This is a genomic window from Kribbella flavida DSM 17836 (assembly GCF_000024345.1).
Classification (GTDB): Bacteria; Actinomycetota; Actinomycetes; order Propionibacteriales; family Kribbellaceae; genus Kribbella; species Kribbella flavida.
Genome location: NC_013729.1, coordinates 832,084 through 850,360 on the forward strand (window position 1 = coordinate 832,084; position 18,277 = coordinate 850,360).

An 18,277-nucleotide genomic window follows, 5' to 3' on the forward strand; every position below is an offset into this window, starting at 1 on the left:
GATGTTGCAGGCCAGAACTTTGGCGGAGGCGCGGCTCTACCTCGATCTGATGGCGGCCGACGTCGGCGAGTGGGCGCTCGACGTCCAGCTCGTCGAGCGGGCGGAGTCCTGGTCGGTGATCGGCGACCTCGGCTTCCAGCGGCTCGAGGTGTCCGTGCCGTTCGGCCGCGCGGCCGCACACCGCTTCGGGGCCGGCCGGTCCGAGCTCGTCGACGCCGCACAATGGTGGCTGGTTGCAACTACCTCGGCGGAGCGGATCCGGCACGGCGACCTCGCGGACGACGGCCGCGCCCGGCCGGACCGGGACGTCGTCGCCGAGACGTGGGACCTGGCCGTCGAGGCCGTGCACCAGTCGCTCGAGTTCCTGCCGGAGGGGGCCGATCGGCTGCCACCGTCGGCGTTCTGGTCGGAGACGGGCGAACGGCTCCGGCAGGAGCATCCAGAGGCGTTCACCCGAGGCCGGCTGACCGGCGACCAGGCGCGGTACCTGGCCGCTCGGAACAAGTTCTCAGCTGGTCAGCCGAGCTGCGACGCGCGGTAGCCGGCCGCGGTGAGCAAGGCCAGCCGGGCCCGCTTCGAGGTCTCGTCGTGCTGACGGATCTCGACCTCCGGCCCGAGCTCGAATCCGGTGCGTTCGAGCCGGGCGACGGCCTTGGCGTTGCGGGCGTCCGGCTCCACCACCACCCGCGGGTGGCCCAGGTGCCCGAGCAGGAAGCCGAACAGCACGTCGAAGAGCCGGCCGGTGAAGCCGGGGCGTGGATCGCCCGGCGCGATCAGGATGTGCGTGCCGATGTCGCCGGGCTGCACCGGATAGACCTCGCCGACCGGATCCGCCTGCGGGTCGTACGTCTGGAACAGCGCGACCGGTACGTCGTCCAGGTGGATCAGGTACACGTGGTGCGTCGGCGCCGCGTCGAGAAAGGTGTAGATGCCGAGCACCTCGTCCCGGGACAGCTCCGTCATGCCCCAGAACCGCGCCCGCTCGGCGTGCACCCAGCCGACGATCAGGTCGAGGTCGCGCTCCGGCACGACCGGCACGATCCGGATCCGGCCGAGCGGTGATTCCTGCTCGAACTCGGTGACGTCCGGTGTCAGTTGGTCCCAGTCGGTCACGATCGGGGCCAGTTCGCCGCGCAGCCACAGCGGCAGCTGGTCGTGGTGGTGCGGATCGCCCAGCACGCCGGACGCTCCCAGCGGCACGATCCACCGGCTGTTCGAGCGGTCGGCCAGGTCCCACGCGAAGCGGGCGGCGGAGGAGCGGATGCAGACGTCGGTGATGCCGGGCAGGCTGGAGGTCGACATCACGCAGTGGTGGTCGCCGGACAGCGCCAGGTCGATCGGCTCCTCGCCCGGCGCGAACAGGGGACCGCGCAACATGTGCAGCGGCGACAATTGGTGGGTCTCTCCCCACGGACCGCGCGGTGCCTTGGCGGCGACGTCTTCGAGCGCGCCGCGGAGCAGGTCGTCGAAGTCGATCGACGGCAGCAGATCGGTGGCGAGCAGGTTCTCCAGGGCGAAGGAGATGTGGGTCAGCGGATCGAGCCACGGAAGGAACAGGTCAGGGCAGCCGGAGTCGTCGTCCAGCGGGGCCAGCACCGGGTGATCGGCGATCCGGCGGCAGAGTGCCTTGCGGATCGCGGCGTAGCTGGAGGCCGTCGTACTGGTCGCGTCCATCCGGCGGTCCCAGCGCTGAAGACTGTCACGGAGATCGACGGCCTCCGGCGACAGGTCCGCCAGGGTGGCGAGCCGGTCGAGCAGTTGGCCGGCCGAGCCGAGCCAGGTGTCGGTGTGGATCGTCGGCATGTCGTCGGCCGTCCAGCCGTCGCGCGCGGTGAGCAGCTCGCGGATCCGGCGGGACCGGTGCGGCGCCGCGAACTCGACGCCGAGCGGCTCGGCCAGTTCGCGGGCGTTGGCCATCACCGCGATGCCGTCGACGGCGGCCCGCGGCAGGTCGTCTTCCCAGCCTCGCCAGGCGTGCGCGCTGTCCCAGGCCGGTACGACGCGCAGCCGGTTGGCCGGGTGGCGGCGCGGGACCAGACCGGCGGTGCGGTGCAGCAGCCCCCCGACGGTGTCCGCGGCCAGGACGACGTTGACCGGCTCCACCCAGTGCCCGACCGCCTCGTCGACGTCACCGACGGTGGTTGCCTGGAGCAACTTCGGCAACGCGTCGAAGCCGATCTGCCCGGACACCCGCGGCGGGTAGCGCAGGCTGACCGCGTGGTCGTCGTCCGGGCCGCCGGCGATGACCGGGCCGCGGGCGGTCTCGATCACCTCGACCTGGACGGCGTCGCGCCCGGCGATCGCGACCGACTCGGTGTGCGCGGTGGCCGGTTCCCAGCCGTCCGGGCCGAGCGCCTCCACCCCGTCCGCCGTCCGCCGGAGCTGCTCGCGGTAGAGGTCCTGGTAGTCGGCCATCGCGTTGGTGATCGCCCAGGCCACGTCCCCGGCGTGGCCGAAGTGCGCGATCCCGGGGATGCCCGGTACCGCCAGCCCGATCACGTCGTACTCCGGGCAGGCGAGCCGGATCTGCTGGTAGACGCCCGGGCTTTCGATGTACCGGTGCGGGTCGCCGGCGATCAGGGCCGCGCCGGTCGCCGTGTGCTCACCGGGAATCAGCCAGCCGTTGCTGCCCGCCGTCCGCGGGCCCTCGGAGGTGAAGACGTCGATCGCCGCGTCGCCGAGCTTCCGGGCGACCTGCTCGCGCCACAACTTGGTCGGGAACCCGGCGAACAGGATGTGCACCGCCATCCAGATCCCGAGCGGCGCCCACGGCTCCCACTCCTGCAGCGTCAGCCCGGTCGCCGCGAACTCCGGAGCCCGCGCGGCACCGCCGGGCAGACCGTGGTTGACGCCCGCGACGTAGGCCTCGATCCACTCCCGGGTGCCGTCGTCCAGCGACTGCAAGCAGCGTTCCGCGGTGTCGGCGAGCCGCGCCTGCCGGGCGAACGCGTCCCAGGCGACGCCTTCCGGCCCGAGGAAGGCGGCGGTGGTGCCGAGGTACCGGCGGCGCTCCAGCTCGATCTGCCAGGCCCGGTCGGCGGCGACGTTCAGGCCCTGCAGGTAGGCGAGCGCGAGCGGGTCACCGGCCCGAAGGTGCGGAACGCCCTGGGCATCGCGGTGAACCTTGGCGTTCAACTCGGCATCCTCACGTCGTTAGGTTAGGCTGCGCTAACTTACAAGTCAGCTTGTCCGCCCGCAAAACTCATTCTCACCGAAGGAGACCGTCGTGAGGCATGGCTGGGAGGGAGTGGTCCTCAAGCTGTTGCGCGGCAAGGACTTCGTTTTCACCGTGACCGGGTCCGAGCGCGTGACGGAGCGCTACCAGCGGGTGCACTTCACCGACGGCGGCCTGCTCGCGGCGGCCGGCGCGCACCCGACGATGTGGGTGCGGCTGTGGTTCGACAACGCGGGCAAGCCGCACCAGCGGGCGTACACGCTGGTCGACCCGGACGTCGAGGCCGGCACCTTCAGCCTGGAGTTCGCGCTGCACGACGGCTGCGCGGCGGACTGGTCGCTGAAGGCCCAGCCGGGCGACACCATCGACGCGACCCTGCAGGGCACCGACTTCGAGGTCCCCGACCCGTTGCCCGGGCGGATGGTGGTGATCGGCGACCCCGCGTCGCTGCCGGCCATCAACTCGCTGCTCGGCGCCGTCCCGGACCTGCCCGCGACGATCTGGTTCGAGATCGGCCACGACTCCGACCTCGAGCTCCCGCTGCGCCTGGACCCCGTCCGGCACGAACTGCGGCCGGTCCACCGCGACACCGGGGACCTGGTCGGGGACGTCAAGGCCGGCCTGTCCGACCTGGTCGGTGACCCCGCCACGGCCTTCGTGTGGATCGCGTGCGACACCGTGATCACCCGCACGCTGTCGGCGTACGCGCTGAAGGAGCTGCGGATGCCCAAGGACCGGGTGAAGGCGCTCGGCTACTGGCGTCCTTCCTGACCGGCGCACAATCGGCGGCGAGTGGGCCGGTACGGCGTTAGCGTGGGCGGGTGATCCTTCGCATCCGGCCCGCAGATCCCGCCCTCGCCGAGCGGTTGCTCGAGATCCAGCACCGCGCGTACGCCGTGGAGGCGGAGCTGATCGGCTTCGACGGCATCCCGCCGCTGCAGGAGGACCTGGCCGCGCTGACGGCGTCCACCGAGCACTGGCTGGGCTGCTTCGCCGGCGACGAGCTCGTCGGAGCCGTCGCGTACGAGCTGCCCGACGACGAGACGGTGGAGATCAGCCGCCTCGTCGTCGACCCGGCGTACGCGCGTCAAGGCCACGGCCGCGCCCTGCTCGACGCCCTCGACGACCTCGAACCGCGCGCGACCAGCCTGGTCTCCACGGGCACGGCCAACACTCCCGCCGCCACGCTCTACCTCGGCCGCGGCTACCAGGAGACGGGCCGGACCGAGGTGGCGCCGGGAGTGTGGCTCACGCACTTCCGCAGGCTGCGCGTCCTCCGGTTCAGGACAGGCTGAGCGCCGTCCAGGAGATCGCGGGCAGGGTGAGCGTGAGCTTGCCGTCCCGCAGCTTCACCGTGTCGTTGGGGTGCGGGACGACCCGGTCGGGGTGGGTGGCGGAGTTCACCGCGAGCCGGTCCTCGCCGGACATCGTCAGCGCCTCCTGGACGCCGGTGACGCCGGTGCGGGTGAGGTCGACGGTGAGCTCGATCGGGGTGTTGAGGGAGCGGTTGACACCGAACACGGCGAGCTTGCCCTCGTCGTACGTCGCGACGGCGTCGACCGCCGGGACCTCGCCGAACTTGTCGGTGGCGACCAGCGGCGAGGTGGTCTCGACCCGCAGCACCTGACCGGCCGCGAGCCGGGAGGTGATCGCGAACGGGTGGAACGTCGGCTGCCGCCAGGCGGGGCCGTCGGGCTCGGTTCTGATCGGCGCGATCACGTTCGCGAGCTGGGCCAGGCAGGCGACGGCGACCCGGTCGCTGTGCCGCAGCAGCGAGATCAGCAGGTTGCCGACGACCACCGCGTCGGTGAGGTTGTACTCGTCCTCGATCCGCCGTGGCGCCACCTCCCACGCGTCGGCCGGGCCGTCGGTGCGGCGGGACCGGTCGCCGTACCAGACGTTCCACTCGTCGAAGGAGATGTCGATCCGCTTGCTGCTCTTCAGCTCCGCGCCGACGTGGTCCGCACTCGCGACGACCGAGTCGATGAAGCGGTCCATGTCGACGGCCGAGGCCAGGAACGACGCCGGGTCACCCTTGTCGTCGCCGTAGTAGGCGTGGCAGGAGATGTGGTCGACCAGGTCGTAGCACTCCCGCAGCACCTCGCGCTCCCAGCTCCCGAACGTCGGCATCGCCGAGCTGGACGACCCGCACGCGACCAGTTCCAGCCCCGGCTCGACCATTCGCATCGCCCGGGCGGTCTCGGCCGCCAGCCGTCCGTACTCCGACGCCGTCTTGTGCCCGATCTGCCAGGGCCCGTCCATCTCGTTGCCCAGGCACCACACCTTGATCCCGTACGGCGAGGCCGCGCCGTGCTGCCCCCGCAGGTCCGACAGCGCCGTCCCGCCCGGGTGGTTGGTGTACTCCTGCAGGTCGAGCGCCTCCTGGACGCCCCGGGTGCCGAGGTTGATCGCCATCATCGGCTCCACCTCGGCCTTCGCGCACCAGCGCATGAACTCGTCCAGGCCGAACTGGTTGGTCTCGATGCTGTGCCAGGCCAGTTCCAGCCGGCGCGGCCGGTCCTCCCGCGGGCCGACGCCGTCCTCCCAGCGGTAGCCGGAGACGAAGTTGCCGCCCGGGTAGCGGACCAGCGAGACGCCGAGCTCCCGGGTCAGCTCCAGCACGTCCTTGCGGAAGCCGTCCTCGTCGGCGGTCGGGTGCCCGGGTTCGTGGATCCCGGTGTAGACGCAGCGGCCCATGTGCTCCACGAAGGTGCCGAAGGTGCGCCGGCGGACCGGTGCGACGGTGAAGGCGGGATCGAGAATCAGTGAGGCAGAGGTCACGAGCGGTGGCTCCTGTCGTTGTCCGGTGAGGGGTCAGCCCTTGATGCCGGCGTCGCCGACACCACGGACCACCTGCCGCTGGAACAGCGCGTAGATGATCAGCAGCGGAAGTCCGCCGAGCACGGCCGAGGCCATGATCTGGGCGTAGCGCAGGCCGTACGAGCCCTGCACGTTGGCGAGTCCGACCGGGATCGTCATCATCGACGGGTCGGTGGTCACGATGAACGGCCAGAGGAAGTTGTTCCAGGCCCCGATGAAGGTGAAGATCGCGACCGCGACCAGGATCGGCCGCGACATCGGCACCATCACGCTCCAGACGATCCGCCACCGGCTCGCCCCGTCCACCCGGGCGGCGTCCTCGTAGTCGCGGGAGATCCCGTCGAAGAACTTCTTCAGCACGAAGACCATCACCGGTTCGACCACCTGCGGCAGCACCACGCCCCAGTAGGTGTCGACCAGCCCGAGTGAGGTCATCTCCTGGAACAGCGGCACGATCAGAACCTGCGGCGGCACCAGGATCCCGGCGATCACCAGCCCGAAGAGCAGCTTGCGGCCGGGAAAGGTGGTGCGCGAGAACCCGTACGCCGCCAGCACCGAGACCAGCAGCGTCATCGTGGTCACCAGCACCGCCACGATCGTGCTGTTCAGGAACCAGCGCAGCAGCGAACCCTGCTCCAGCACGCTCCGGTACGCGTCGGCAGTAGGTGCTTCAGGCAACCAGGTGATCGGTGTCCGGGTCGTCTCCGGCTCCGGCTTGAGCGAGGTGTCCAGCGCCCACAGCAGCGGAGCCAGCCAGAGCAGCGCGAGCAGCACGGCGCCGACCGCGATCGCCACCTTCGGGAAGGTGAACCGCGGCTCGACCGGTCCACCGGTCTTGCGGACGGGGACGGCGACGGTGGCCATCAGTTCGCCTCCTTCCGGCCGCCGAACAGCTTGAACTGCGCGACCGAGACGATCACGATGATCGCGAAGAACAGGTACGAGATCGCCGAGGCGTACCCGATCCGGTAGCTGGTGAAGCCGCTCTCGTAGATGTACTGGATGATCGGCCGGGTGGCGTAGTTCGGGCCGCCGTTGGTCATCAGGTAGATCTGGTCGAAGACCTTCAGCGACGCGACCAGCTGCAGCACGACGATCAGGCCGGTGGTCCGGCTCAGCAGCGGCAGCGTGATCCGGAACAGCTTCTGCCGCCCGTTGGCGCCGTCGATCGCAGCCGCCTCGTAGACCTGCTGCGGAATGCCCTGCAGCGCGGCCAGGTACAGCAGGAAGTTGAACCCGACGGTCCACCAGACCGTCGTGATCACCACCGCCAGCATCGCCCGGTTCTCGGCGTTCAGCCAGTCGATCTCGGCGAAGCCACCGGCCGTCAGCAGCCCGTTCACCAGGCCGAAGCCGGGCTGGTAGATCCACACCCAGATCAGCGTGACGACGGTCGCCGGCAGCACGAACGGCGCGAAGTACGCGAACCGCAGGAACCAGCCGAAGACGCCACGCCGGTTGGCCAGCAGGGCCATCACCAGCGCGACGACGACCAGCGGCGGGGTGCTCATCGCGGTGAAGACGAAGGTGTTCTTCAGCGAGTCCCAGACCGCCGGGTCGCCGAACAGCTCGCGCCAGTTCCGCAGGCCGAGGAACTCCTGCTGGACGCCGGCCAGGCTGGTGTTGAAGAAGCTGTTCCACAACCCGAAGACCGTCGGCCAGAGCAGGAACAGCGCGAACAGCAGACCGAACGGCGCGACGAACAGCAGGCCGCCCCACTTCTCGGTCCAGGGCGGTCCCGGGCGCGGGGGTGGCCCGGACGCGGGTGGCTGGGTGGTGCCGGTACGGGGTGGTGTCTGCACGGCCATCGGGTCAGCTCCTGTCAGACCGGGGACGGGGTGTCGAGCAGCTTCCGGGTGGCGGCCTTGAACTGGTCCAGCGCCTGCCGAGGCGTCGTCCGGCCCGAGAACACCCCCGAGAAGGCGGCCCCCGCTTCGTTCTGCAGTTGCGCGCCCGAGCCGCTGAACCACGCGTCCGGGTCGAGCAGCACGTCCGGTGCGACCGAGCGGTACTCGGCCTGCGGCTTCAGCTTCAGGTACTCAGGACTCGCCACCACCGGCTGGTACGCCGGGATGTGGCCGCCGGCGGCCCAGGCCGCGCTGTGCTTGAGCATCCAGGCGATGTACTCGACCGTCGCCGCGGTGTCGGCGTCGTTGCGGGCCGCCTGGTGCGGCATCACGAACGTGTGCGCGTCACCGGCGAACTTCGGGACGTCGTACACGACCGGGAACGGCGCCATGCTGAACGGCATCTTCGCGGCCTGGTACGTCGTCACCTCCCACTCGCCGTTGAAGCTGAGCCCGGCGTCGCCGTTGCTGAACTGCGCGACCAGCGCCGGATAGTTGGCGGACTTCGGCGTGAGTCCCTCGGCGGACAGTTTCGCCATCAGCTGCAGGGCTTCCAGCGCCTTGGCGTCGTCGAGCACCAGCTCCCGGCCGCTCTCGTCGAAGAACTCGCCCTCGAGCTGGCCGTAGAGCGTCCACCAGATCCGCCACGGGTTCGTGGTCTCCACCGACGCGGCGAACTTGCCGGTCACGTCCTTGACCGCGCGCAGCATCTCCAGGAACGCGTCGACGCCCTTGACCGGCTTGATCCGGCCGTCGGGCCCGAGCAGTCCGGCCTGCTGGCAGATCTCGGTGTTGTAGTAGAGCACGAAGGGATGCTGGTCCAGCGGTACGGCGTACAGCCGGCCGTCGACCTGGCAGCGGCTCCAGGTTTCCGGCAGGAAGTCCCGCTCGGTGATGCCGGCCTTCGCCAGCAGGTCGACCGGGATCGGATCGAGCATGGTGGCAGGGCTGAAGCCCTTCAGGCGGGACAGGTGCAGGGTGGCCACCTCGGGCGCGCGGCCGCCGGCGGCGGACATCGCCAGCTTGGTGTAGAACGGCGGCCCCCAGTCCAGCGTGTACGCCTCGAAGGCGATGTCTTTGCGCTCGGCAACAAACTGTTCGTGGATCTGCAGCAGCCGGGCACCGTCGCCGCCGCCGAACAGGTTCCACTCCCGGACCCGGGCGTCGTTGCGGCCCACCGAGCCGCAGCCGGTCAGGGCGGTGGCACCGGCCAGGCCGAGCGCGCCGGTGAGCAGCGTTCTCCGGGACAAGCGGGACGGCGGGACAGTGGCCGGCCGGGGGGTCGGCGCGGGCGGGGGAGCGGTCATCTGCGTGTCCTCCTGGCGGCGGTGGAGCACGGATCCTGAGCAGGCTGGATCACCTCACCGGCTCCTGGGTCGGGACCGCCGGTGCGGTTTCTACATCGGTGTAGAGATGATGCCCGGGGCGTTCGGACCCGTCAAGAGGGTGCGGCCGCCGGTGCCGGTCAGCGGCCGGTGGTGGACTCGCGCACGTGCAGCGCGTACTCCGCGACGATCTCGCGGTGGTCGGCGTCGTCGCCGTTCATCCGGCCGACCAGGATGTCCACCGCGGTGGCGGCGATCTGAGCCCGGCCGGGGTCGACCGTGGTCAAGCTGGGCATGCTGTAGCGCGCCTCGTCGATGTCGTCGAAGCCGGCCACCGCCACGTCGTCCGGGACCCGGATGCCGCGCTCGGCCAGCACCCGGAGGGCGCCGAGGGCCAGCGTGTCGTTGAGAGCGAGCACGGCGTCGAACTCCACGCCCGTCGCGAGCAGGGACTGCATCGCCTCCGCGCCGGTCGAGCGGTGCCACGGTTCGGCCGGGATCGCGAGCGCGCTCAGCGGCTCGATACCGGCGTCGGTCAGCGCGGCGGCGTACGCGTCGTACCGGATGGCGGCGGTGCCGACCTTCTCGCCGGGGTGCGTGCCGAGCACGGCGATCCGCCGGCGGCCCAGGTCGAGCAGGTGCTCGGTGGCGGCGCGGGTGCCGGTGACGTTGTCGATCATCACGTGGTCGACCGGGCCGTGGAAGATGCGCTCGCCGAGCAGCACCGTCGGGGTGGATGTGCGCAGGTGCTCCGCGTCGTCCGGGCCGAGAGCCAGCGGGCTGAAGAGCAGGCCGTCGACCAGATGGCCGCGGGGACGGGCCAGAGCTGCCAGTTCGCGATCGCGCACAGCGCCGGTCTGCTCGATCATCACGGTCAGTCCGTGCTGCTCGGCGGCGGTGATCACCGCGTCGGCCAGCTCTGCGAAGTACGGCAGGCTCAGCTCCGGCACGGCCAGGCCGATGATGCCGGTGCGGCCGGACTTCAGGTTCCGGGCCGAGATGTTCATCTGGTAGCCGAGGGCCTCGATCGCGTCGAGCACCCGGCGGCGGGTGTCCTCGCGGATGAACGGGTAGCCGTTCATCACGTTCGAAACCGTCTTCGGGGACACGCCGGCGTGCCGCGCGACGTCACGCATGGTCACGGCCACGGTGACCCCCTCCGGCTCGGCGATAGCTGTCCGAACACGGTAGTCCACTGCCCCGGCTCGGCGGACGGGCCGTCCTCCGGCCGGGGCAGCGGTCAGGCCGAAGTGCTCAGACCGGTGGTTGCTCGCCGGGGCGGCGTGGCGGGTTGGGCTGCGGGCCGGGCGACGGTCCGCCCGGGCGGTCGGCGCCGTCGAGGCGGCCGTCGGTCACCTCGAGGCCCTCGTCCTCAAGGGTCTCCTCGTTCTCCACCTCGTCGCCCGGGTCCCCGGGCTGCGGCAGGCCTGGTCTGTCGAAACTCATCGCTGTCCTCCGGCTCGTTGGGTGGCGATCCAGTTCGGCGTGCCGCCGGCCGTCAGGAACCGTACGGCGGCCGGTAGCGCGGTGTCAGCCTGATCCCCGACTGCGTCGCCTGGTGCACCACGGCCTTTTCCGGGCGTCCCAGGCGCATGCCGATCACACAGGGCGGGATGTTCTCAGCGGCCAGTTCCTCCAGTTCAGCCAGGTCCTGGTCGGTCCAGGGCTCACCGGCGTTCCGGATGGATTGCGGCAGTGCCATCGATCTCACATCTCCTCAGGGTCTGCACCTGTCCGGTGCCCCCGATGCCACCGCGGTAAAAGTCCTCCGTCGAAAACTGTTCAGTAGGCATCAAGTGTCCGCGGCAGATCAGTGGGTGTGAACCAACGATTGGATCGAACCTAGACTGCCGGTATGGACGCGCTGCTGGGGATGACCACGTTCGTGCTGCACAAGGTCGGTGTGGCCGGGCGGCGCGAGATCGCGCAGCGTCTCGCGGTGCGGCCCGGGGTGACGCTGTGGCAGTTCGCCGCCCTGGCCGAGCTGGCGGACCAGGGCCCGGCCGCGCAGCGTGAGCTGGCCGGTGGACTCGGGCTGGATCCCAGCGACATGGTCCGGTTGATGGACGAACTGCTGGCCGCCGGCTTCGTCTCCCGCGAGCGTGACCCGCAGGACCGCCGTCGCTACCGGATCACGCTCACCCCGCTCGGCCGGCGAACGTTCACCACCGCGCGAGGCGTCGTGCGCAAGGTCGAGCAGTCGACCCTTGCCCCGCTGACCGTGGCCGAGCGGGCCCAGTTGCACCGCCTGGCGGGCAAGGTGCACGCAGGGCTCGGTCGCGCGGGAGCCCGGCCGGCGCGAGCCTGAGCTCGCCGCCGACGACCCGCGGTCGCCGCCGACGACCCGCGGTCGCCGGTGCCGTCAGCGACGCCGCAGCGCCGGGTCGAGCAGGGCGGGTGGGGTGTCGAACTTCTCGCCGGCGGCCAGGTCGACGCCCGGAGCGACGATCCCGTCGATGGCGTCGAGCACGTCGGCGGACAGCACGGTGTCCGCGGCGGCGAGCTGGGAGTGCAGGTGGTCGAGGGTGCGCGGCCCGATGATCGCGCTGGTCACGCCGGGGTGCGCGGTCACGAACCCGAGCGCCAGCTGGATCATCGTCAGGCCCGCTTCGTCGGCCACCGCGGCCAACTGCTCCACGGCCTCGAGCCTGGCCTGGTTGATGGGCAGGCTGAGGTCGAAGCGTTGCGGCATGAAGGTCGAGCGGCTGGTGGCGATCTCGCGGCCCGCGCGGATCGCGCCCGACAGCCAGCCGGAGGCGAGCGGGCTCCACGCCAGCACCCCGAGCCCGTACTGCTCGGTCACGGGCAGCACGTGCGCCTCGATGCCGCGCTGCAGGATCGAGTAGCTGGGCTGCTCGGTGACGTACCGGCCGAGGCGGTTCTCCCGGGCGGCCCACTCGGCCTGCACGATCCGGTACGCCGGGAACGTCGACGAGCCGAAGTAGCGGATTTTTCCGGCGCGCTGCAGATCGGTCAGCGCCGACAGCGTCTCCTCGTCGCTGGTGGCCGGGTCCCAGCGGTGGATCTGGTAGAGATCGACGTGGTCGACGCCCAGCCGGCGCAGGCTGTTCTCCAGCGCGGTGACCAGCCAGCGGCGGGAGCTGCCCTGGTGGTCGCGCTGGTCGCTCATCGGCATGCCGGCCTTGGTGGCGAGCACGAGGTCGTCGCGACGCCCGGCGATGGCCTTGCCGAGCAGCTCCTCCGACTCGCCCCGGCCGTACATGTCGGCGGTGTCGATGAGGTTGATTCCGCTTGCCAGGGCGGCGTCCACGATCGCGGTCACCTCGTCCGGGGTGGTGCGGCCGATGCTGCCGAAGTTCATCGCGCCGAGCGCCAGCGTGCTGACCTGTACGCCGGTCCGGCCCAAAGTGCGGTACTGCATGAGTGTTTCCTCCAGGGGGTGTCGCGGGCTGGCTCGCGCTGATCTGGCATCCTGAACAGAAGCGGAGCGTTGTTCCGCTAACAACCATACGGAACGTTGTTCCGTTTGCCAACCGTGACCTGGAAGGAGTGGGGTGCAGTGGTGCAGCCCGACGCGGGATCAGGTGCGCCGGCGCCGCGGAAGCGGGCCGACGCCCGGCGCAACGAGCAGACCCTGCTCGAGGCGGCCGCCGCCGCGTTCGTCCGGTCGGGCGTCGACGTGCCGGTGCGGGACATCGCCGCGCAGGCGGGCGTCGGCGTCGGCACGATCTACCGGCACTTCCCGACCCGGGCCGACCTGATCGTCGCGGTCTACCGGCACCAGGTCGAGGCCTGCGCCGAGGCCGGTCCGACGCTGCTGGCGAGCAGCCCCACGCCGTACGCCGCGCTGGCGGCCTGGATCGACCTGTTCGTCGACTTCCTGGTCACCAAGCACGGCCTGGCCGAGGCGTTGCGGTCCGACGCCGCCGCCTTCCAGACCCTGCACACCTACTTCCTCGACCGCTTGGTTCCGGTCTGCACCGAGCTGCTCGACGCCGCGGCGGACGAGATCAGGACCGACCTGGCGGCGTACGAGCTGCTGCGTGGCGTCGGGAATCTCTGCATCGGAGCGGGCAACGACTCCCGCTACGACGCGCGCCGCCTGGTCGGCGTACTCGTCGCGGGGCTGCGTCGCGAGCAGTGATGCTCCGGCCTGCCTCGCGCGGCCCGCACGGCCGAGGACGTGCGGGCCGCGCGAGCCACAGCGGGGAAATCAGCCGGCCGCGCGGTCCTCGAGCGGACGGCGACGCCTGGCCGGGTCGGTGAGCGAGACGGGCCGCCAGGCGCCGTCGGGCGGGTACAGGTCGGTGCCGGGCGGCACGATCTCGTCGATCCGGTCCAGGATCTCGTCGTCGAGCACGAGGTCGAGGCCCTTGAGCGTGCCCTCCAGGTGCTCCATCGTCCGCGGGCCGGTGATCACCGAGGTGACGGCCGGGTGCGCCACGACGAAGGCCAGCGCGAGCTCCGGCAACGTCCGGCCGATGCTCTCGGCCAGCTCGGTCAGCTGCTCCAGCGCGTCGAACTTGGCCGCGTTGCCCGGGATCGACGGGTCGAAGCGGAACGGGGTGAGCGCCGCCCGGCCGGTGGTCAGGTCGACCGGCTGGTCCTTGCGGATCTTGCCGGACAGGAAGCCGGACGCCAGCGGGCTCCAGGTCAGCACGCCCATGTTCAGCCGCTGGGCGGTCGGCAGCAGGGACCGCTCGATCCCGCGCGCGACCAGCGAGTACGGCGGCTGCTCGGTGCGGAACTTGCCGTAGCCGCGGCGCTCGGCGACGTGGTACGCCTCGACGATGTCCTCGGCCGGGAACGTCGAGCAGCCGAACGCGCGGATCTTGCCCTGGCCGACCAGGTCGGTCAGCACCGACAGCGTCTCCTCGATGTCGGTGCAGTGGTCCGGCCGGTGCACCTGGTAGAGGTCGATCCAGTCGGTGCCGAGCCGGCGCAGGCTGTTGTCCACCTCCATCGTGATCCAGCGGCGCGAGTTGCCGCCGCGGTTGCGGCCCTCGCCCATCGGGAAGTGCACCTTGGTGGCCAGCACGACGTCGTCGCGCCGGCCCTGCAGCGCCTTGCCGACGATCTCCTCCGACTCGCCGGCGGAGTACATGTCGGCGGTGTCGACGAAGTTGACGCCGCTGTCGAGCGCGGCGTGAATGATCCGGATGCTGTCGGCGTGGTCGGGGTTGCCGACGGCACCGAACATCATCGTGCCGAGGCAGTGCACGCTGACCTCGATACCGGTCGCGCCGAGAGTGCGGTAACGCATGGACGAGCTCCTCAGGTTCGTAGGTGCCCCGAACCTAGGAGCTAGAGCAGGCTCTAGGTCAACCCCCGGGCGGCGCTGCGGCCGCCGGTCACTGGCCGGCGGCGAGCGGGGACTCGTCGGCCGGGGTGGGAACGGTCCAGAGGCACTCGGCGGTGCCCTGGTCGAGGTGCCGCTGGTAGATCTCGACCTTGTGGGTGATCACCGCCAGGCAGGCGTTGAGCGCGTCCAGCTGGTGCCGGACATGTTCCTGGTGGCTCTGCAGCAGCGCGAGCCGGTCGGCCTCGTTGCCGGGGCCCTGGCGGACCAGCTCGGTGTAGCGGCGGATGGTGTCGAGCGGCATCCCGGACGAGCGGAACCGGATGCACATCTCCAGCCAGTCGACGTCGTCCTCGCTGTAGATCCGTCGCCCGTTCGACTCGCGCCGGACCGGCTCGGGCAGGATGCCCTCGCGCTCGTAGAAGCGCAGCGCGTGCACGCTCATCCCGGTCCGCTCCGCCACCTGCCCGATGCTCAGCCCGTCGTTCATCCCGTCACAGTAACCCCCGACCGTGCGACCGGACCCGTGATGTGCGGGCGACTGTTGCTCGGCAGAAGACCCCGGCATCACCGCGCGGTACGGGCGCGGGCGGTCTCCAGGAGGTTGTGCACGAGCTCGGGATAGGACATCCCGGCCGCTGCCCACATCCGCGGGAACTGCGAGGCGGGGGTGAAGCCGGGGAAGGTGTTGACCTCGTTGACCACCGGCTGCCCGTCGGCCGGGACGAAGAAGTCCACCCGGGCCAGGCCGGCGCAGCCGAGCGTCTGGAACACCTCGACCGCCGTCCGCCGCAGCGACGCCGCAAGCGCGGGATCCAGCGGTGCCGGTACGACGAACCGGGTGCCCGCGCCGGCGTACTTGGCGGTGGTGTCGAAGAACGGCCGGGCCGGGTCGCTGTGGATCTCGAGCGCGGGACCGGCCTCGATCCGGCCGTCGGGGAACTCCATCACGGCCAGGTCGATCTCCCGGCCGCGTATCTCCTGCTCGACCAGGACCTGGCTGTCCAGCCCGGCCGCGTCCGCGACGGCCCGGCCGAGCTCGGCCGAGTCCGTCACCCGGGTGACGCCGAAGCTGGATCCACCGTTGCCCGGCTTCACGAAGACCGGCAGGTCGATGCTTGCTTCCTTCAACCGCTGCAGCACGGATTCCGGGTCGGCGAGGTCGGCGCCGCGCAGCGTGATGCCGGGGGCCACCGGCAGGCCGTGGGCGCGCAGGACCGCTTTGGTCAGGTGCTTGTCGAGGCCGACCGCGCTCGCCGCCACGCCGCTGCCGACGTACGGGACGCCGAGCTGCTGGAGGAATCCCTGGATGACGCCGTCCTCGCCGCCTTGGCCGTGCAGGGCCGGCACCACGACGTCGCAGAACTGGAGCAGCTCGATCGCCTCGTGCTGACCGTCCCGCCACGTGCCGTCCGGCTCGATCACCAGGCACAGCACGGTGTGGCCGAGCTCGGCGGCGGCGCGGGCGATGCCCTGACCGCTGGCCAGCGAGACGTCGTGCTCGGGACTCGCGCCGCCGCTGATCACCGCGACCTTCACCGGACTGCGTCCGGATGGCGACGCGGCACTCGCGAGCCGAGGCCGCGGACCTCTGCCGCGCCGAGCGCCTCGGTCAGTCCGAGACAGCCGCGGACCGGACTCTGCACCAGGTTCATGCCGGTTATTGTTGTTTCCGGCAACCACTCGCCACATCGGTTCGCGGAGTGATGTTGCCGGCCGCCGGCGTACGACCCAGGTAGCACGCGGTCTCGGGTCCGGCCATCCCAAAGGACCACCCGCTCGCCCGGCGGACCCCGCGTCAACCTCCGTTCGTCCGACCTTCACCGCCGTGGTCGAGTGTCGCGGTCAGCTGCCGAGCACGAAGGTCTGGATCGCGATCACCGCGGCGCCCCGGGCCCACTCGCTGAAGTCGGGGTCGAGCAGCACGATCGGCGGGTCGGACGCGTCGGGGTGACGGTCGGCGTGGAAGCCGGCCAGCAGCGCGTCGTGGGCGACCTCGACCAGCCGGACGCCTTCGCCGCCGAGCACGATCCGGTCCGGCAGGGTGAAGTTCGCGGCGGCGGCGACGAGCCGGCCGAGCGCATGACCGGCCGTGTCGACGATCTTGCGGACCGCGCGGTCCCCGCGCTCCGCAAGGTCGAGGCACTGCTCGTAGCCGACCTGCCGGCCGAGCGCGGCGCCCACCTGGCTGACCATCGCGTCGGTGGTGAGCAGGGCGCTCGCGCACCCTCGGTGCCCGCGGTCGCAGCGCGGGCCACCCGGTAGCAGCGGATGGTGCCCGATCAGACCGAGGCTGGACTCGGGGCTGTCGACGATCCGGCCGTGCGCGACCATGCCGTACCCGATGCCGGCGCCGATGGTGAGCAGGCAGAACCGCTCCACGCCCCGGCCGGCGCCGAACCAGTGCGCCGCCTCGGTCAGCGCGGTGAGGTCGTTCGCGACCACGACCGGTACGTCGGTGTGCCGGCTCATCAGGTCGCCGAGCGGCACGTACTCCCAGCCGAGGTACGCGGCGGATCGGACCTCGTTCTTGTTCAGCACGTGGCCGCCGAGCGAGATGCCGAGCCCGCTGATCCCGGTGCCTGGCCCCTGGGCGGTCAAGTCCTCGGTCAGCGCGGCGACGGTCGCGGCCACGGTGTCCGGCGAGTGGTCCGGCAACGGGCGGTCGGCCGCCGCGATCACCGCGGCCCGCAGAGTGGTCAGTACGCCGACCGCGTGGTCGCCGGTCAGCTTGATCCCGACGAAGTGGTGGGAGTCGGCGACGATGTCGAGCGGCTGCGACGGCCGTCCGACCCGCGGATCGGACGGACCGCCCGAGACCTCGACCAGCAGGCCGGACTCGAGCATCGGCTTGGTGATCCGGGTCAGGCTGCCGGGGGACAGGCCGACCCGTCGGGCCAGCGCCGCGCGCGACAGCGGTCCGTCCAGCAGGATGTCCAGCGCGACCCGGTGCGACGGCCCGGTCAGCGGCTGCCAGCCACCTGTCACCTGGGTCTCCCGCTTCCGCCGACGTCACGCCTGCACCGCAGAATACGCAATCCTCGCCACCGGACCGGCGCACCGGCGGCCTGCTGGCCGATCAGTGCGGGAGTTTGCGGGTGTCGATGAGGTGCTGGGCGACGTCGCGGAGCTTGGTATTGGTGTCTTGGGAGTAGCGCTTGAGGATGGCGAAGGCGCGGTCGCCGTCGACGTCGAAGCGTTCCATCAGGATGCCCATCGCCTGGCCGACGAGTTTGCGGGCGTCGACGGCCTGGGCCATGGTTTCTTCGTGGCGGGCGGTGGCGACCGCGACGGAGGCGTGCCGGGCCAGGATGTGGGCGATGGCTTCGTCGTCGACGGTGAAGGCGTCCGGTGCGAGGCTGTAGAGGCCGAGCACGCCGACGGTGTTGCGGCCGTCGCGCAGGGTCAGGGGTACGTCGAGCACGCTGCGTACGCCGAGGCCGGAGACCTTCGCGGCCCATTCCGGCCACCGGGTGTCGGTGGTGGTGTCGTGGATCAGCACGGTCGACCGCTCCTGCATCGCGGTGACCAGCGGGCCGTTGCCGTGATCGATCTGCAGCTCGAACACGTCCGCGACGACCGGGTCGGTGACCGCCACGACCTCCGGCCGGGAACCGCGCCGGTGCAGTGCCACGCCGGCGTAGCTGCAGTTCAGAGCCTGCAGGGCGAACTGGGCGACGGCCTCGACGGTCTCCTCCACGCCCGGCGCCTCGTGCAGTTCGACCGCCAGCCGGGCGAAGGCGTCAGCCGACACCGGGGTGGCAAGGTCGAACTCGGCCATCAGGGCTCCAGACATGGGTCATCGCCGGGGGCACCCCGTGGCTGGAGTGTTCCTCACCGGACATCATGC

19 protein-coding genes are annotated in these 18,277 nt (G+C 71.1%); 5 read left to right on the plus strand and 14 right to left on the minus strand.

The window, feature by feature from the left end:
* Position 1 precedes the first annotated feature (1 nt).
* Positions 2-541, plus strand: coding sequence for a hypothetical protein (locus tag KFLA_RS03830; protein WP_012918443.1), 540 nt, complete (start codon positions 2-4; stop codon positions 539-541).
* On the opposite strand, the gene KFLA_RS03835 is transcribed toward KFLA_RS03830, so the two are convergent.
* Positions 517-3,135, minus strand: a complete 2,619-nt coding sequence (locus KFLA_RS03835; protein ID WP_012918444.1) for a GNAT family N-acetyltransferase — start codon at positions 3,133-3,135, stop codon at positions 517-519. The two genes, KFLA_RS03830 and KFLA_RS03835, sit on opposite strands and share 25 nt — an antisense overlap.
* A 91-nt stretch (positions 3,136-3,226) precedes the next feature.
* Between KFLA_RS03835 and KFLA_RS03840 the strand changes: the two genes are divergently transcribed.
* Together KFLA_RS03840 and KFLA_RS03845 are read left to right on the plus strand one after the other, a co-directional pair.
* Entirely contained in the window at positions 3,227-3,946 is a 720-nt protein-coding gene (locus KFLA_RS03840) for a siderophore-interacting protein (protein ID WP_012918445.1), read from the plus strand.
* Positions 3,947-3,996: 50 nt separating this feature from the next.
* Positions 3,997-4,470, plus strand: a complete 474-nt coding sequence (locus KFLA_RS03845; protein ID WP_012918446.1) for a GNAT family N-acetyltransferase — start codon at positions 3,997-3,999, stop codon at positions 4,468-4,470.
* Here KFLA_RS03845 and arfA read toward each other — a convergent pair.
* The 7 genes from arfA to KFLA_RS03880 all read right to left on the minus strand — a co-directional run bounded on the left by arfA (position 4,457) and on the right by KFLA_RS03880 (position 10,869).
* Positions 4,457-5,956 carry an arabinosylfuranosidase ArfA gene (arfA, locus tag KFLA_RS03850; RefSeq protein WP_012918447.1) on the minus strand — a complete coding sequence of 500 codons (1,500 nt, stop codon included), beginning with the start codon at positions 5,954-5,956 and terminating at the stop codon, positions 4,457-4,459. The genes KFLA_RS03845 and arfA overlap by 14 nt on opposite strands.
* Positions 5,957-5,989: 33 nt before the next feature.
* Entirely contained in the window at positions 5,990-6,859 is an 870-nt protein-coding gene (locus KFLA_RS03855; RefSeq protein ID WP_012918448.1) for a carbohydrate ABC transporter permease, read from the minus strand.
* Positions 6,859-7,803 carry a carbohydrate ABC transporter permease gene (locus tag KFLA_RS03860; RefSeq protein WP_012918449.1) on the minus strand — a complete coding sequence of 315 codons (945 nt, stop codon included), beginning with the start codon at positions 7,801-7,803 and terminating at the stop codon, positions 6,859-6,861. The genes KFLA_RS03855 and KFLA_RS03860 overlap by 1 nt, the downstream gene beginning before the upstream one ends.
* Before the next feature lie 14 nt (positions 7,804-7,817).
* The gene (locus KFLA_RS03865) at positions 7,818-9,149 is read right to left on the minus strand and encodes an extracellular solute-binding protein (RefSeq protein ID WP_012918450.1); all 1,332 of its coding nucleotides are present in this window, start codon (positions 9,147-9,149) and stop codon (positions 7,818-7,820) included.
* A 158-nt stretch (positions 9,150-9,307) separates the two neighbouring features.
* Positions 9,308-10,303: a LacI family DNA-binding transcriptional regulator gene (locus KFLA_RS03870; RefSeq protein WP_237706719.1), complete on the minus strand. Its 996-nt coding sequence runs from the start codon at positions 10,301-10,303 to the stop codon at positions 9,308-9,310.
* A gap of 118 nt (positions 10,304-10,421) precedes the next feature.
* Entirely contained in the window at positions 10,422-10,613 is a 192-nt protein-coding gene (locus KFLA_RS03875; protein ID WP_012918452.1) for a hypothetical protein, read from the minus strand.
* A 52-nt stretch (positions 10,614-10,665) separates the two neighbouring features.
* Positions 10,666-10,869 carry a hypothetical protein gene (locus tag KFLA_RS03880; protein ID WP_012918453.1) on the minus strand — a complete coding sequence of 68 codons (204 nt, stop codon included), beginning with the start codon at positions 10,867-10,869 and terminating at the stop codon, positions 10,666-10,668.
* A 153-nt stretch (positions 10,870-11,022) separates the two neighbouring features.
* On the opposite strand from KFLA_RS03880, the gene KFLA_RS03885 reads away from it, so the two are divergent.
* Positions 11,023-11,475, plus strand: coding sequence for a MarR family winged helix-turn-helix transcriptional regulator (locus tag KFLA_RS03885; protein WP_012918454.1), 453 nt, complete (start codon positions 11,023-11,025; stop codon positions 11,473-11,475).
* 54 nt (positions 11,476-11,529) lie between these two features.
* Here the strand turns inward: KFLA_RS03885 and KFLA_RS03890 are convergent, their stop codons facing one another.
* The gene (locus tag KFLA_RS03890) at positions 11,530-12,549 is read right to left on the minus strand and encodes an aldo/keto reductase (RefSeq protein ID WP_012918455.1); all 1,020 of its coding nucleotides are present in this window, start codon (positions 12,547-12,549) and stop codon (positions 11,530-11,532) included.
* 138 nt (positions 12,550-12,687) lie between these two features.
* Here KFLA_RS03890 and KFLA_RS03895 point away from each other — a divergent pair, with 138 nt between their 5' ends.
* Entirely contained in the window at positions 12,688-13,272 is a 585-nt protein-coding gene (locus tag KFLA_RS03895; protein ID WP_012918456.1) for a TetR/AcrR family transcriptional regulator, read from the plus strand.
* A 69-nt stretch (positions 13,273-13,341) separates the two neighbouring features.
* Here KFLA_RS03895 and KFLA_RS03900 read toward each other — a convergent pair whose 3' ends face one another.
* The 5 genes from KFLA_RS03900 to KFLA_RS03920 form a co-directional block, all read right to left on the minus strand.
* On the minus strand, positions 13,342-14,391 hold the full coding sequence (locus tag KFLA_RS03900) for an aldo/keto reductase (protein WP_012918457.1): 1,050 nt from the start codon (positions 14,389-14,391) through the stop codon (positions 13,342-13,344).
* 88 nt (positions 14,392-14,479) lie between these two features.
* Complete coding sequence (locus KFLA_RS03905; protein ID WP_012918458.1) at positions 14,480-14,917, minus strand: MerR family transcriptional regulator; 438 nt, start codon at positions 14,915-14,917, stop codon at positions 14,480-14,482.
* 77 nt (positions 14,918-14,994) lie between these two features.
* A complete protein-coding gene (locus KFLA_RS03910; protein ID WP_012918459.1) occupies positions 14,995-15,966 on the minus strand; it encodes a D-alanine--D-alanine ligase family protein in 972 nt (323 codons plus the stop codon).
* Positions 15,967-16,272: 306 nt separating this feature from the next.
* Positions 16,273-17,415 carry an ROK family transcriptional regulator gene (locus tag KFLA_RS03915; RefSeq protein ID WP_012918460.1) on the minus strand — a complete coding sequence of 381 codons (1,143 nt, stop codon included), beginning with the start codon at positions 17,413-17,415 and terminating at the stop codon, positions 16,273-16,275.
* A 91-nt stretch (positions 17,416-17,506) separates the two neighbouring features.
* Entirely contained in the window at positions 17,507-18,208 is a 702-nt protein-coding gene (locus KFLA_RS03920; RefSeq protein ID WP_012918461.1) for a GAF and ANTAR domain-containing protein, read from the minus strand.
* Between the last annotated feature and the right edge of the window lie 69 nt (positions 18,209-18,277).